The sequence below is a fragment of the Mesorhizobium sp. M1006 genome (genome assembly GCF_040318825.1).
GTDB lineage: Bacteria > Pseudomonadota > Alphaproteobacteria > Rhizobiales > Rhizobiaceae > Mesorhizobium.
This window is the reverse complement of sequence record NZ_JAMYMZ010000022.1, coordinates 30,803-44,895: the sequence shown is the minus strand read 5'-3', so window position 1 is coordinate 44,895 and position 14,093 is coordinate 30,803. Positions and strand designations below refer to the sequence as shown.

Below are 14,093 nucleotides of genomic sequence, written 5' to 3'. Positions count from 1 at the left end.
GTAAAAGCACTAACTTGTCCGCCGTTTGGAGAAAATTGTTCTAAGGATCGCGCGAAAATAGCACTCGACAAAGTCTACTGATTTTATAGATTAAGCGCCGAGACGGAGGTCGATATGTCCTATAGCCAGAACGCTCAGACTGCCCGCAAAGGCCAAAGGCTGGGTTCCGACCAGGTGTGGCGGCCGGCCTATGCCGGTGCTTTCGCCTATCTCGTCTTTGCCCTTGCGTTTGTATTCACCGGGGCAGTGGTACTGGGGCTGATCCCCTGATTGTCAAGGCTCTGATCATCGAGGCTTCCTCGGGATAGCGGCCTGCCGTTTGCAGAAATTCCGGAGTTGATGAACCGAATGCCGGTGTGCATTTGCGCGCCCTGATTCCAACGTGATGGAGGAGATGGCAATGCCGATCGAGTTCACGCATGTTCCCGGTAAGATCCACGCTGCCGACGCCAGCTTTTTCTATGACTTTGTCGAGACCGCGACGAAGCTGTCACTGATCGAGGATGCTGGATTCCAGAGGATCGTCATCGACGACCAGGCCGGGCTGCTGACCAATATGGACCTTGCCGCCCAGACGCTGGACCGGACCTCGTCCCTGGAGGTCGTGCTCACGCATTGGGCAGGCGTGATCGAACCAACCGTGGCGGCGCGGCAGCTCGCTGCCCTCGACGCGAGAAGCGGTGGCCGGCTGTCGCTCAGGATGCTCAGCGAGCCGCTGAGCGACGACGATGCCGAGGCACGTCCGGCCGGCCACACAGTGGTCTGGCAACGCATTGATGAATATCTGGTGCTGCTGAAGCGGTTGTGGTCGAACGACAGGCCGTTCGACCATGAAGGCACCTTTTACAGCATCAAAGGCGGCTATGTGCCGCGCAAGGGGCCGCATGGTGCCGATGTGACCATCCGCATGGGCGGGCAGTCGGGCACTGCGCTCAGGGTCGCGGGCAGGCATGCGGACGTGTTCGAGCTGGCGCCTGGCTCGCTTGCAGAAATTCACCAGTCAATGGAGCGCGTACGCGGCGCTGCTGCCGAACACGGCCGGGCCGGCAAGCTGCGTTTCGCGCTTCCCGTCCGAATCCGTTCGGAAGACAAATCGGCCGCTTCCTGCCAGAAGGCGCTCGAACTTGCCGGGCCGCCGGCGCAGGTCGCGCTGTCGCTGCTTTCCTACGCCGCTTTGGGGATCAAGGAGTTCATGATCGTCGGCGTCGACAGGCCACGCGAGATTGCGACCGCCGGCCGCGAGGCGATCGCGCTCTTGCGCAATTCACTGGCACGGCGCGAGGCCGATGTCCCTCAGCCGGGGGCGTTTGCGTCACGCGCGACACAGGGAGCACGCGCCGGCTGCTGAAGAGCCACCGTCGTCCCGCGCCTTGGTGACGGGTCTACCACCATTCCGGGAAAGCCGCGTAAGCGGCCTTGGCCAGCGTCGGGATCTCCTCGTCGGGAACCGAGTTGTAGGGCCAGAGCAATCGCGGACCGAGCGGCGCCCAGCCGCCGGCCGCCGCCATCGCCTTGTCGAGTGCTGCATCGCTGACATCGTAACGGGTGCGAAACGGTAGAACATGTGCGGCGAGGAACGCCCATATGCGGGCCTCGACCTCGGCAGCTGCGACCATGTCGGTGCGGATCATCTGCCACCACTGCACCGCGCCCTTCGGGTTGAGGCAGGCAACGTTGGAATAGCTGCCATGGGCACCTCCAGCATAGCCTGTTGCCAGCGTGTGGCCGGGGACGAAGACGGAAAATCCGTCCAGTTTGCGGCGCATGTCGGCATACCAGCCGGCGTCGCCGCCCGGCAGCTTGGCGCCGACCAGCGATGGCACGGCCGCACGCAGACTGGCGATGCCGTCGAGCGTCAGGTGGCGCTTGGCGTGCGGCGGATTGTAGAGCACCAGCGGTGTTTCAGGCGCGGCCTCGCACAGGCCGCCGGCAAAGCGCATGACCTCGTCGTCGCTGGGCGGCCACCAGTCGGGCAGCGTGAACTGCACCGCCGCCGGGCGAAGTCCGGCGACCCGCGTCAGTCGCTCGAGCGCGACGCGCGGATTGGACTGGCTGATGCCGATCTGGAAAGGAAGGCGCGCGCGGCCGGCTATGGTTGCGACCAACTCACAAAGCCGGTCGAATTCGGGCTCGGTCTGGCAATGGAATTCGCAGGCCGTGCCATTGGAATAGACGCCGTCGATGCCTGAGGCGCAGAGCCGGGCGATCGTCTCTTCCGTCGCCTGCCAGTCGATCGCTCCGCGATCGTCGATGGCCAGCATCACCGCGCCCCAGATGCCGCGCGGTGCGTGTGCGGGCAAGCGGGCCAGATGGTCGTCGAGGTCAGCGTCCACCGGCGATCTCGTGTTCGCGGCGGGTTTCGTTCGACGCGAAGGCAGCCTCGATAATGGCGACGATCTTGCGCGCATAGATGCCGTCGACCGGCACCGGCGTGTCATCGGCAATGGCATCGCGCATTGCGCTCCATTCGCGCACCAGCGCGTTATGCATCCAGTTCGGCTCAAAGGAACCGGGCAGCTCGGTCCAGACCGTCTCGCGGCCAAGCATGGTGCCGCGGTCCATGTCGATGCGCAGCGTTCCCCGCTCGCAGACCAGATCCATGGCATAGGTGGTGGCGCCGGTGCGATAGCCGACGCTCTGCACCTGGCCGATGCCGCCGCCGGCGAAGCGCAATCCGAGCAGAGCGCTGTCGTCTGCTTCCTGGTCATGGAACTTGGCGCCGAGCATGCCGCTCACCGACACGACATCGTCATCCATCAGCCAGACCAGGCGATCGACCGCGTGGATGCCGGCCGTCAACAGCATGCCGCCGCCGGTCGCCTTGCGCAGATGCCAGTCGCGGCGATTGTGCTCCATCCACAGCTTGATGATCCAGCTCGATCCGGCGAGCGGCCGGCCGAGCTCGCCTTCCTCCAGAATTTGCCTGGCCGCCATGCAGGGCAGGGCGAAATGCATCAGGTGGGCGACCATCAGCTTGACGCCATCCTTGGCCACGGCGGCGTTGATCGCATCGCAGGCAGCCACCGTCGGCGCCATAGGTTTTTCGAGCAGGATATGCTTGCCGGCCTTTGCCGCGCCGATGGCCATTTCGGCATGGAGATGGTGCGGGCTGGCAATGAGGACCGCATCGACCTCCTTGTCGTCCAGCAGCCTTCGCCAGTCCGCGTAGCCGCGGCCGCCATGTTCAGCGGTGAATTGCTGCAGTGCGTCGGCATTTCCTCGAGAGGCGGCGACGAGGCGAATGCCGCCAACCTCACGGATTGCCCGCGCATGGGCTGCGCCGAAATCGCCGGCGCCGATAATTCCTATTCCAATCATGGTCCTGCCTTTTGATAAGCGGCGTCGATCAGCGACATCGCCGCAACATAATCTTCGATGGACACCGGCGGAGGCGCCTTTCTGGCCAGCCGGTCAAGCGTATCGCGTATGAACAGACGGTAGCGCGTTGCCGGCAGTTCGACCGGCAAGTCGACGATTGCCGCGTCGTCGAGCGTTGCGCAGATAACATGGTCGCCATGATCGATGAGGGTGGCATTGGCACTGACGATGCGCCACTCGAAGTCACCGCCGGGGCGCATCGAAGCAAAGGAGTAACCGGCCTCGACGATGAACAGCGCGCCGGCCTCGTCTTCCAGCACCAGAAGTGCGTGATCCTCGACCGGGCCGGGATGGATGCGGTTCGCGATCGAAACGCTTTTCAGGCCGAGTTTGCCGGTTGCGAGGCTGAGTGCCGCGTCGACGCCGTGTATGCCGAGATTCCTCAACGCACCCCCGCCACCAACCGCCGGGTCGAGCACCCAGGCGACACCGTCGGCGATGTAGCGTTGCGGTGGGCCGTTGACCAGCCGGAACTGGCAATGCGCCACGGGGCCGGCGCGACCTTGCCGGCGCAGCCGTTCAAGGCCGGCAACGGCCGGCCCGAAACGGTTGGGCAGGGGAACAGCGACAAAAGCCTGGTACTGCCTGGCAAGGTCGCGCAGCGCCATCAGTTCCCTCGTATGGCTGGCCGCCGGCTTCTCCAGGATCAGCGGTATCCTTGCCGCGATGATCGCACGTGCCCGCGCCGGCACCATCGAAGGGTGCCCCATCAACAGGATCACATCCGGCGGGCTGGAGAGTATCTCCTTGAAATCTTCGATAAACGGCAGGTCGTGGTGCGCGGCGAACGCATGCGCTTGGCCAGGGTTCTCGTCCCAGATACCGGCGATCTCCGCACCGTGAAAGCGTGCGGCGTCGAGGTGCATTTCGGCGTGCCAGTGGCTCGAGCCGGCGAGGATAATCTTCATTCGGAGGCAGCACGTTTGCTATGGGCTTGCAGGATATCCTACAAGTGGCTATACGACAAGCGGCGGGCAAGCTTCAGCGGATGATGAAAGCAGTGGGATGGCGGAACTGAAGTCGATCGAACCGTTGAGCAGACCACCGCTGCTGCACGTCACCGTGCAGGAAAGCCTCAGGGCCTATATCGAAAGCAACCAGCTCAAGGCCGGCGATCCTTTGCCGCCGGAGACGTTCCTGGCGCAGCGGCTCGGCGTCGGCCGCAACTCCGTGCGCGAAGCCATCAAGGCGCTGGAATCGATCGGCATCCTGGAGACGCGACGCGGCATCGGCGTGTTCGTCAAGGAGTTCTCGTTCAAGCCGCTGCTGGACAACCTGGCCTACGGTTTGCAGGATTCGCTGCGCGACGTCGAAGAGCTGCGCGAAATCCGTCGCGTGCTGGAAACCGGCCTCATCGCCAAGACGATCGAGATGATCAGCGCCGAAGATATCGAAGCGCTGCGCCAGTTGACCGAGCGCATGCGGCAACGTGCCGAGCGCCATGAGAGCTTCGCCGAAGAGGACCAGCAATTCCATCAGCTGCTGTTCCGCTGCCAGAACAATCGCATGCTGAGCGCGCTGATCGACATCTTCTGGATGGCGTTCAACAAGGCCTCGAATTTCACCAATCTCGACAATCCGACGCCGCTGGCGACATGGCGCGACCATCACGAGATCGTCGAGGCTGTCGCCGCCAAGGATGTCGACCAGGCGCGTCGGCGGCTCGATGACCATTACCGGGGGATCCAGCGGGTTATCGCCAAAAACCGAGCAAGCTGAAGAACAACCTGACTATGCCAAGGGAGGAAACCATGCGCATCAGGACCATCGCATTCTCAGTCGCCGGGCTGCTGCTCGCCAGCATTGCCCCATTGACCAGTGTCCAGGCACAAAGCGCCAAGACCATTGCGGGCGGCTTCGACGTCGGCCCCGGCGGTTTTCCCAAGAACTTCAACCCGCTGGTCGCGACCGGCGGCTACACCTGGCTCAGCACCTATTTTGAACCGCTGGTCATCTACAATGCCGGGCTGACCGAGATCGAAGGCGACCTCGCCAAGGACTACAAGATCAGCGACGACCAGCTGAGCTATACGTTCAACCTGGTCAACGAGACCTGGCACGACGGCAAGCCGTTCACCTCGAAGGACGTCAAGTTCACCCTCGAGCTTGCCAGGAACAAGGCCTCCGGCAGCCTGTTTGCCGCCCGCCTCGCCGACATCGCCTCGATCGATGCGCCGGATGACCACACCGCAGTGGTGAAGCTATCGAAACCGAACGGCTCGTTTCTATCCATCCTCTCGCAGCTGATGATCCTGCCGGAGCATGCCCTGGCCGCTCTGCCGCCGGAATCGCTGGCGACAAGCACCTGGTGGTCGACCACACCGGTCGGCACCGGCCCGTTCAAGTTCAAGCGCTACGTGACCGACCAATATGTCGAACTGGCAGCCGATGACGATTATCGCGGCGGCAAGCCGAAGGTAGACGTGCTCATCAACCGCTATTTCGAGTCGCCGGCGGCGGCCGTTGCCGCACTCCGTGCCGGCGAAATCCAGTTCACCTATGTCGAGCCCGACGATGCGGCATCGTTCAAGAGCGACAGCAATTTCAAGGTGATCGAAGGTGCCTCGTACGTGGTCAACTATATCGGCCTGAACCAGAAGGTCGACCTGTTTAGGGATATCCGTGTCCGCCAGGCGATCATGTACGCGATCGATCGCAACGCCATCATCGACAGCCTCTACGGCGGTGCCGCCGAGCCAGCCAATTGCGGCTATGTCGCGCCGCATCTCGTTCCCGCAGGCCTCGAACCCTATGCCTACGATCCGGCAAAGGCCAAGGCGCTGCTGAGCGAGGCCGGCTGGGACAAGATCAACGGCGACAAGCCGATCACCTTGCTGACCTATTACGGCTCGCCGCAAGCGGCCAATGTGATGGCCGCTGTCCAGTCGATGCTGGCCGAGGTCGGCATCAATGTGGTGCCGCGGGTCGTCGATACGCCGACCTACAACGGCATCGTCTACAAGCAAGGCACGCCGGACTGGAACGCCTTTCCGATGGTCTATGCCGGCCTGCAGAACGGCCCCAACCCGGCCGGCCTCAATCCCGGCCTCAACAAGTCGCAGATCCCGCCGGCAGGCTTCAACACCATGCGCATCGAGTTCGACGATCTGAGCACCGCATTGGACGCCGCGCTAGGCCAAACCGATCCGGCCAAGCTCGATCAATCCTGGCAGGGGATCTGCAAGGTGATGAACAAGGAGCTACCCTGGGCGACGTTGTGGGTGGCCAACCGCTATGGCGTAGCCTCCAACAAGCTGCATGACTTCGTCTGGACGCCGGCGCCGGGCGGCGGCCCCTACGCAGCTCACCCCGAGCGCTGGGACATCCAGTAAGAAACCCGCAAGCAAGCGAGCAGGCGGGACCACTTTGCCGCCGCCTGCCACCGCCACGGAAAGCCCATGTTGAGCTTCATCGCCCGCCGCAGCGCCACAGGATTGCTGATGCTGGTCGCGCTCAGCGTCCTCATCTTCATCCTGTTGCGGCTGGCGCCGGGCGATCCGATCGACGCCTATATCAACCCATCGGTCCCCATGTCGGCTTCCGACCTCGAGGGCCTGCGCGAACGGCTCGGGCTCGATCGGCCGCTTCCCGTGCAATATCTCGCCTGGCTGCGCGCGGCGCTGAGCGGTGACTTCGGCTATTCGATCCAGCGCAGCGGCGTTGCCGTGCTGCCACTGGTCATGGAACGCATCGGCCCGACGGCGCTGCTGATGGGTACGGGCCTGGCGATCGCCATCGTGCTCGGCATTTCCGCCGGCATTTTCAGCGCGGTGCGCCGTAACGAACCATCCGACATCGCGCTGTCGGTGCTGTCGTTTATCGGTATCTCCAGCCCGGCTTTTCTGACAGCGCTGCTCGGTCTCTATTTCTTCTCGGTGCTGCTGCGCTGGGCGCCGTCCGGCGGCATGCAGACCGCGGGTGCGCCGTTCTCGGCGACGGATGTGCTTGCGCACCTCGTCCTGCCCGCCTGCCTGCTGTCCGTCGGCCATGCCGCGGTGATCATGCGTTACATGCGCGCCTCGCTGCTGGAAGTGCTCAACCAGGATTACGTGCGGACGGCGCGTGCCAAGGGCGTGCGCGAGTTCTGGGTGATCATCAAGCACGCGACCCGCAATGCGCTCTTGCCGGTCATTACCTTGATCGGCTCGACTGTCGGCATCGCCATCGGCGGCGCCATCTTCCTGGAAAGCGTGTTCAACTGGCCGGGCATGGGACTGCTTCTGGTCAACGCCGTCGGCACCCGCGATTACCCGGTGATCATGGGCGCTACCCTGGTGATCGGCGTTTGCGTCATCCTGGTCAACCTGTTGACCGACGTCGTCTATGCCGTCGTCGACCCGCGCATTCAGGTGGCATGATGGCAATCACGGCGCCAGATCCTACAGTTGACCCGACAGCCGTGCCGCAAACCAAAGGCCCGCTTCGCCGCGCGCTCGACCGCTTTTTTGAAAACCGCGCGGCGCGTGCCGGGCTTTTGGTCGTCATCCCGATCCTGCTGGCGGTTTCGACGTATCCTTTGTGGTGGGCGTTCGGTCCTAACACCATCGACCTCCGAGCAATGAACAAGGCGCCGTCGGCCATTCATTGGCTGGGCAGCGACGGCGTCGGGCGCGACGTCATGGCCCGGTTGCTGCAAGGCGGGCGGATCTCATTGCTGGTTGCCGTCAGCTCGGTCGCCATCTCCACCGTCATCGGCTTCCTGGTCGGTGCCGTCGCCAGCTTTGGCGGGCGTCTTGTCGACGGCACGGTGATGCGCCTGGTCGACCTGGCGATGACGCTGCCGCCGGTGATCTTCCTGCTGGTGCTGGCTTCGATCGCCGGCACCGGCATCGCCCCGACCATCCTGGTGATCTCGCTGCTCTCCTGGCCGGTGCTGTCGCGCATGGTGCGTGCCCGGCTGCTCGAACTGCGCGAGCGCGACTTTGTCGTCGCCGCCCGCGGCATGGGGGCAGGGCTGCCGCATCTCTTGTTCCGGCACGGCCTGCCCAATTGCATCGATATCCTGGTCGTCTACGCCACCTTACAGATCGCCAACGCCATCCTGCTCGAGGCCGGCCTGTCCTTCCTCGGCCTCGGCATCGCACCGCCCGAAGCCAGCTGGGGCAACATGCTCAATCTCGCCCGCTCCACCGTCGTGCTTGAAAATTACCCCTGGCAATGGATGTTCCCGGGCGCCGCACTGGTGCTCACCGTGCTCGCCATCAACTTCATCGGCGACGGCCTGCGCGATGCATTCGACCCCCGCTCCGATCTCAACTGACCTCAAAGGTTCATCAAAATGCCCCTGTTTACCGGCGTCGTGCCACCTGTCGTCACCCCGCTCAATGCCGATTTCAGCATCGACTTCCCGTCGTTCACCCGCACTATCGAGAACCTGCTCGACGGTGGTGTTCACGGGCTGTTTGTGCTCGGCTCGACCAGCGAGGTGGTCTTCCACGACGAGGCGGGCCGCAGGGCCATCCTCGAGCACGCGGTCAAGGTCAATAACGGCCGGGTTCCGATCTTCGCTGGGGTCATCGACCCGACTACCGACCGCGTCATCAACCACGCCCGGATCGCCAGATCGGCCGGCGCCGACGCCATCGTCGTCACCGCGCCGTTTTATACCCGCACCAGCCAGCCGGAGATCGGCGACCACTTCCGCTATATCAAGGATGCGATCGACATTCCGGTCATCGCCTACGATATCCCGGTCTGCGTTCACATCAAGCTGGAGCGCAAGACCACGGTCGGCCTCGCCAGGGAAGGCGCCATCGCGGGCATCAAGGATTCCAGCGGCGATGACGGCAATCTGCGTTACGTGCTCAAGGACATGGCCGACGATCCCAGTTTTTTCGGCATGACCGGTTCCGAGATCCTGGTCGACAGTGTGCTGGCGATGGGTGCGCATGGCGTCGTGCCGGGCCTCGCCAATGTCGACCCGCATGGTTATGTCAGGCTGTGGAAGCTGACGCAGGCGGGCCAGCATGCCGAAGCCCGCCTGGAGCAGGAGCGGTTGTTGAAACTGTTCGAGATCGTCTGGATCTCGCTCGGCAGGACCAGCGCCGGCTCGGCCGGCGTCGGCGCCTTCAAGGCGGCGATGAAGAGCCTCGGCATCATCGCCTCGAACACCATGGCGCGGCCGCAACGCAGCCTGAACGAGGAGGAAACCGCGAAGGTCGACGCGATCCTTCGCGATGTGGGGCTGCTCCGCTGAGCGTCGCGCCGATCCTCTCGATTTCCGGCCTGCGCTCGGTGTTCCGCATCGCGGGCCGCGACATCGCGGCGGTAAGGGATGTCGACCTGACGATCGGTGCCGGCGAGACGGTGGCGCTCGTCGGCGAATCCGGATCCGGCAAATCCGTCACCAGCCTGTCGATCATCGGCCTGTTGCCGAAAAGGGTCGGACATATCGCAGAGGGGTCGATCGCGCTGCGGCGCAAGAACGGCACGGTCACCGAGCTGACCAGCCTCGATGCCGAGTCGCTGCGCAAGATACGCGGCAACGAGATCGGCATGGTGTTCCAGGAGCCGATGACCAGCCTAAACCCGGTCTACACGATTGGCGAGCAGATCGCCGAACCGATCCGCATCCATCTCGGCAAATCGCACCGCGAGGCAGAAGCAGACGCGGTGCGGCTGCTGGAACAGGTCGGCATTCCCGATCCGAAGCGGCGGGCGCGGCAATATCCACACGAACTTTCGGGCGGGATGCGCCAGCGTGCTACCATAGCCATGGCCCTGTCCTGCGATCCAGGCTTGCTGATCGCCGACGAGCCGACGACCGCGCTGGACGTCACCATACAGGCCCAGATCCTCGATCTTTTGGCCGAACTGCAGGCGCAGCGCGGCATGGGCATCCTGTTCGTCACCCACAATCTCGGAGTCGTCGCCGAAATCGCCGACCGGGTGGCGGTGATGTATGCCGGGCGTATCGTCGAATCGGGTCCGGTGAGCGAGGTGTTCACCCGTCCGCGCCATCCCTATACCGCAGGGTTGATGCGCTCGGTGCCGCGGCTCGGCCAGGCCACGGCGCTGAAGGCGGCGGGAACGCCGCTGCCGACCATTGCCGGAAATGTTCCGTCGCTCGCCTTGCTGCCCAAGGGCTGTTCCTTCGCGCCGCGTTGCCCGATGGCTATCGCTGCCTGCCGCGCCGCGGTCCCGCCATTGTTTGGGGCGACGCCGACCCAGCAAAGCCGCTGCCTGCGTTGGGAGGAGCTCTGATGGCCGACGCCCCTTTCCTCGCTGTCAAAAACCTGACCAAGCATTTTGCGCCGACAGCGTTCTCGCGCGGACCCGTCGTAAGGGCGTTGGAGGATATTTCTTTCGATATCGGGCGTGGCCAGGTGGTCGGTCTGGTCGGCGAATCCGGCTCCGGCAAGACGACGATCGGCCGCTCGGTGCTGCGTCTGATCGAGCCGACATCCGGCCAAATCAGCTATGACGGCACCGACATCACCAGGCTGGGTGCCGCCCAGTTGCGCCGCCAGCGCCGCAAGATGCAGTATATTTTCCAGGATCCCTTCGCCAGCCTGTCGCCGCGCATGACGATCGGGCAGATCCTCACCGAAGGCCTGGACATTCAAGGCATCGGCAAGAAGTCCGAGCGGCGGGTGAAGGCCGAGAAGGCACTTGCCGCGGTCGAGTTGCCGGTCGACGCCTATGACCGCTACGCCCATGAATTTTCGGGCGGCCAGCGCCAGCGCATCGGCATCGCCCGGGCGCTGACGCTCGAGCCGGAATTCATCGTTGCCGACGAGCCGGTCTCGGCACTCGACGTCTCGATCCAGGCGCAAATCATCAATCTGTTGCGCGACCTGCAGCTCCGGCTCGGCCTGACCATGCTGTTCATTTCGCACGATCTGGCTGTCGTCGAGTACATCTGCGACACGGTCATCGTGCTCTATCTCGGGCGCATCATGGAGGTTGCGCCGGCGGCCGAGCTTTATGCCCGTCCCCAGCATCCCTACACGCGCGCGCTGCTGTCAGCCATTCCGTCGCTCGATCCGCTGGCCAGGCAAAGCCGGCAGGTGCTCAAAGGCGATATTCCAAGCCCGGCAAACCCGCCGTCGGGCTGCGTTTTCCGAACCCGTTGCCCGTTCGCGCTGGAAGCTTGCGCCGGGGCTGTACCGCCGCTGAGGGCGACAGCCGAGGGCCATCTGAACGCCTGCATCCGCGACGACATCGCTTAGGTTTTCTGCCCTCGGCCTACGGGAGAACTTGGGCGAGATGGACAAGGTCGTCGGCCACAAAGTCCCAGCTCTCAAGAGGCGAGAGATCGGTCGTCTGCGTCGGGCCATGCTCTTTTGGCCGAGCAACAAAGGCGGTTCCGATACCGCATTTTCGTGCCGCGGCCAGGTCGTCATTGTGCGCGGCGATTAACACGGCCTCCGCAGGTCGCACCCCCAGGATCTCCACTGCGCGGAGATAAGCCTGCGGCGCAGGCTTGTAGGTGCCGAACACATCCGAGCCAAGGACGGTGTCCCAAGGCAGGCCGGCGCGCTTGGCCATATCCAGCAACAGCCGGGTATTGGCCCCTGATAAGGGCACGATGATGAAGCGTTCCTTCAGCCTCGCAAGGCCTTTCAGCGAATCGGGCCACGGCTCCAGCCGGTGCCAGGCGAGGTTGAGTTCCTCAAGTTCGGCGGTCGGCAGCTCGGATGGGGCCAGCCCGAACTGGACGAGGGTGGCGTCCAGATTCTCCCTGTTGATTACGTCAAGTGACACGAAAGGCCGCTGCCCCGTCCGCATCGCCTCGGTCGAGGCGTCATAGCGCGACGCCCACGCATCGGCGAATTCACCGGGATCGACCTGCTCTGCACCAACTCGCGCGAGGAAGGCGCCGGCCTCCCTTGCGATACCGCTGCGCCAATCAACGACGGTTCCCAGAACATCGAAGAATAGGACTCGAGTAGTGGTCATTGAGCTTTCCTCCGACCTCATTGAAACGTCGCCGACGCCAACCCATATGCAATGCGCGTCGGATGTTTCCTCCCATTCGTCCGGCGCGTTCCCCTCTGAAGGTTTTCGACCTTCACATCTGGCCGGGCTTTGCAGCCCGGCCTTTTTTTGCGGGTAAGTGAGCCAGCCGAGATCATGGCGCAGGTGTGCCCAGCGTATCGATGCGTTTCGCCAGCGCCGCGGGATCGCCAAGCACGCGCAGCGCCTTCAGCCGAGCTGTGCCGCCGGCAGCGATCGAGACGCCCGATGCCGGCACCCCAAGCGCCTTGGCTACCAGCCTTTCCAGCGCTCGATTGGCGGCTCCGTTTTCCGGCACGGCGCGGACGCGAGCCTTCAGATGGCTTCGTCCATCCGCCGATGTTTCGATGCCTTCCAGCCTGTCCATCGCTGATTTCGGCGTCAGCCGGACAAACAGGTCGATGCCGTCGGCGCGCGTGCGGAACGGCGCACTCATCGACGCTCTGGGCTCAGACGACCAGCGAAAGCACGGTGGTGAGCAGGAACTGCCGGATGAAGAACAGGATCAGCAGCAGGATGATCGGCGAGATGTCGATGCCGCCGAGGTCGGGCATGAAGCGGCGGATCGGCCGCAGCGCCGGCTCGGTCAGCCGATAGAGCATGTTGCTGATGGTGTCGACGAACTGGTTGCGGGAGTTGACGACGTTGAAGGCGTAGAGCCAGGAAAATATCGCCGAGGCGATGATGATCCACCAGTAAAGGTCAAGCGCCATGACAATGGTCTGAATGAGGGCGATCATGCCGGTCTCCGATTGTTGCCGACATGTAGCCACTGTAGGTGAAAGCGGCAAGAGCCGCCTTCTGCCGCATGGGCGAGGGCGCACGAACGGCCGAGCGGCATTTCGGCAGCAAGCGCAGCCTTGACAGGAAACCGCAGCGGCCGATAAAAGCCCCATCCGCTGGACGGGGCTGTAGCTCAGCTGGGAGAGCGCGTCGTTCGCAATGACGAGGTCAGGAGTTCGATCCTCCTCAGCTCCACCAGCGGATTTTTTCCGACCCTTTGCCTGGATGAATTCCAAGGAAGTCCTCCTTGGATTCACGGCGTCTCTCAGACGAAGCTCGCGAACGCATTGCAGGCCTGCTGGCGGCTTGGCACTATCGTTGCCGGGTGGATTCACATCGGCGACGTAAAGACCCTCTACAGCAGTAGCGTATGCGGCCTATTGCCACTGCGCCTCGTCCTTGCCAGACTTGGTCCGTCTTCAAAACCGAGGGGAATTCACCATGACCAGCACGACAAGGCGTGATTTTGTAGGTCTTACAGGAATGGCAGCGACTGCCCTGGCCGGTGCTGTTGCAACACGAGCTACCGCCGCGGAAAGCGACGTAGCGCCATCGTTCGATGAGGTTCTTCAAGAGTACAACCAAAACAACACAGAAAGGACTAGATCAAAGCTGGCGATCTATGTGGTGCTTTCTCATCTGCACGCCAGTCTCGAGGAGGAATTTAGCGACCTTGGGTTAGAGCTGCCTTTAGGGAAAAAGGCCTTGCCATCGAACCTGCCGGCCAATTTCGCCGACGCGCAGGTTGCACCCCTTCCTTGGCTCTTTAAGCCCTCGGAAGTTACCGACCACGAACGAAACGGCTATGCGGCGATTGCAATGCGAATGAACGCAGTGATGGCAAGACACACCGCCGACGTGAGTGTCGGGGTTTCGCATATCATGTCGCACAAGGGATAACCGCGACCTTGCCGGCGAGAACGGCACGTCAGGCGAGCACAACGCCGGCCGGCGATTTGTTGTTGCGGGCGAAC

The 14,093-nt window shown here is 63.4% G+C and carries 16 protein-coding genes and 1 tRNA gene; 11 read left to right on the top strand and 6 right to left on the bottom strand.

What is annotated here, in order from left to right; translation table 11 throughout:
* The first annotated feature begins 114 nt into the window (after positions 1–114).
* Both NKH60_RS20990 and NKH60_RS20985 read left to right on the top strand, forming a co-directional pair.
* Positions 115–270, top strand: a complete 156-nt coding sequence (locus NKH60_RS20990) for a hypothetical protein (RefSeq protein WP_023678176.1) — start codon at positions 115–117, stop codon at positions 268–270.
* 130 nt (positions 271–400) lie between these two features.
* The gene (locus tag NKH60_RS20985; RefSeq protein ID WP_352834679.1) at positions 401–1,348 is read left to right on the top strand and encodes an LLM class flavin-dependent oxidoreductase; all 948 of its coding nucleotides are present in this window, start codon (positions 401–403) and stop codon (positions 1,346–1,348) included.
* A gap of 34 nt (positions 1,349–1,382) precedes the next feature.
* Here the strand turns inward: NKH60_RS20985 and NKH60_RS20980 are convergent, their stop codons facing one another.
* The 3 genes from NKH60_RS20980 to NKH60_RS20970 are packed head-to-tail and all read right to left on the bottom strand — an operon-like array spanning position 1,383 to position 4,286.
* On the bottom strand, positions 1,383–2,333 hold the full coding sequence (locus tag NKH60_RS20980; RefSeq protein WP_352834678.1) for a dihydrodipicolinate synthase family protein: 951 nt from the start codon (positions 2,331–2,333) through the stop codon (positions 1,383–1,385).
* A complete protein-coding gene (locus tag NKH60_RS20975; RefSeq protein WP_352834676.1) occupies positions 2,323–3,318 on the bottom strand; it encodes a Gfo/Idh/MocA family protein in 996 nt (331 codons plus the stop codon). The genes NKH60_RS20980 and NKH60_RS20975 overlap by 11 nt, the downstream gene beginning before the upstream one ends.
* Positions 3,315–4,286 carry a Gfo/Idh/MocA family protein gene (locus NKH60_RS20970; protein WP_352834673.1) on the bottom strand — a complete coding sequence of 324 codons (972 nt, stop codon included), beginning with the start codon at positions 4,284–4,286 and terminating at the stop codon, positions 3,315–3,317. The genes NKH60_RS20975 and NKH60_RS20970 overlap by 4 nt, the downstream gene beginning before the upstream one ends.
* Positions 4,287–4,383: 97 nt before the next feature.
* On the opposite strand from NKH60_RS20970, the gene NKH60_RS20965 reads away from it, so the two are divergent.
* The 7 genes from NKH60_RS20965 (at position 4,384) to NKH60_RS20935 (ending at position 11,549) form a co-directional block, all read left to right on the top strand.
* Complete coding sequence (locus NKH60_RS20965) at positions 4,384–5,097, top strand: FadR/GntR family transcriptional regulator (RefSeq protein WP_352834670.1); 714 nt, start codon at positions 4,384–4,386, stop codon at positions 5,095–5,097.
* A 32-nt stretch (positions 5,098–5,129) separates the two neighbouring features.
* Complete coding sequence (locus NKH60_RS20960) at positions 5,130–6,710, top strand: ABC transporter substrate-binding protein (RefSeq protein WP_352873168.1); 1,581 nt, start codon at positions 5,130–5,132, stop codon at positions 6,708–6,710.
* A 66-nt stretch (positions 6,711–6,776) separates the two neighbouring features.
* Positions 6,777–7,736: an ABC transporter permease gene (locus tag NKH60_RS20955; RefSeq protein WP_352681868.1), complete on the top strand. Its 960-nt coding sequence runs from the start codon at positions 6,777–6,779 to the stop codon at positions 7,734–7,736.
* Positions 7,736–8,638 (top strand): ABC transporter permease, encoded by a 903-nt coding sequence (locus tag NKH60_RS20950; protein ID WP_352681866.1) that lies wholly within the window; start codon positions 7,736–7,738, stop codon positions 8,636–8,638. The genes NKH60_RS20955 and NKH60_RS20950 overlap by 1 nt, the downstream gene beginning before the upstream one ends.
* A gap of 18 nt (positions 8,639–8,656) precedes the next feature.
* A complete protein-coding gene (locus NKH60_RS20945; RefSeq protein ID WP_352681864.1) occupies positions 8,657–9,574 on the top strand; it encodes a dihydrodipicolinate synthase family protein in 918 nt (305 codons plus the stop codon).
* Positions 9,571–10,581 carry an ABC transporter ATP-binding protein gene (locus NKH60_RS20940; RefSeq protein WP_352681929.1) on the top strand — a complete coding sequence of 337 codons (1,011 nt, stop codon included), beginning with the start codon at positions 9,571–9,573 and terminating at the stop codon, positions 10,579–10,581. Before NKH60_RS20945 ends, NKH60_RS20940 begins: the two co-directional genes overlap by 4 nt.
* Entirely contained in the window at positions 10,581–11,549 is a 969-nt protein-coding gene (locus tag NKH60_RS20935; protein ID WP_352834664.1) for an ABC transporter ATP-binding protein, read from the top strand. Before NKH60_RS20940 ends, NKH60_RS20935 begins: the two co-directional genes overlap by 1 nt.
* 16 nt (positions 11,550–11,565) lie before the next feature.
* Here NKH60_RS20935 and NKH60_RS20930 read toward each other — a convergent pair whose 3' ends face one another.
* Genes NKH60_RS20930 through NKH60_RS20920 form a run of 3 tightly spaced genes read right to left on the bottom strand, consistent with a single transcriptional unit; the run spans position 11,566 to position 13,076 of the window.
* Complete coding sequence (locus NKH60_RS20930) at positions 11,566–12,510, bottom strand: haloacid dehalogenase type II (protein ID WP_352834661.1); 945 nt, start codon at positions 12,508–12,510, stop codon at positions 11,566–11,568.
* The gene (locus NKH60_RS20925) at positions 12,452–12,772 is read right to left on the bottom strand and encodes a DUF167 family protein (protein WP_352834659.1); all 321 of its coding nucleotides are present in this window, start codon (positions 12,770–12,772) and stop codon (positions 12,452–12,454) included. Before NKH60_RS20925 ends, NKH60_RS20930 begins: the two co-directional genes overlap by 59 nt.
* A gap of 13 nt (positions 12,773–12,785) precedes the next feature.
* Entirely contained in the window at positions 12,786–13,076 is a 291-nt protein-coding gene (locus tag NKH60_RS20920; RefSeq protein ID WP_023678162.1) for a YggT family protein, read from the bottom strand.
* Between the two features lie 165 nt (positions 13,077–13,241).
* On the opposite strand from NKH60_RS20920, the gene NKH60_RS20915 reads away from it, so the two are divergent.
* Positions 13,242–13,317, top strand: a tRNA-Ala gene (locus NKH60_RS20915).
* A gap of 243 nt (positions 13,318–13,560) precedes the next feature.
* The gene (locus tag NKH60_RS20910) at positions 13,561–14,019 is read left to right on the top strand and encodes a hypothetical protein (RefSeq protein WP_352683710.1); all 459 of its coding nucleotides are present in this window, start codon (positions 13,561–13,563) and stop codon (positions 14,017–14,019) included.
* The last annotated feature ends 74 nt before the right edge of the window (positions 14,020–14,093 follow it).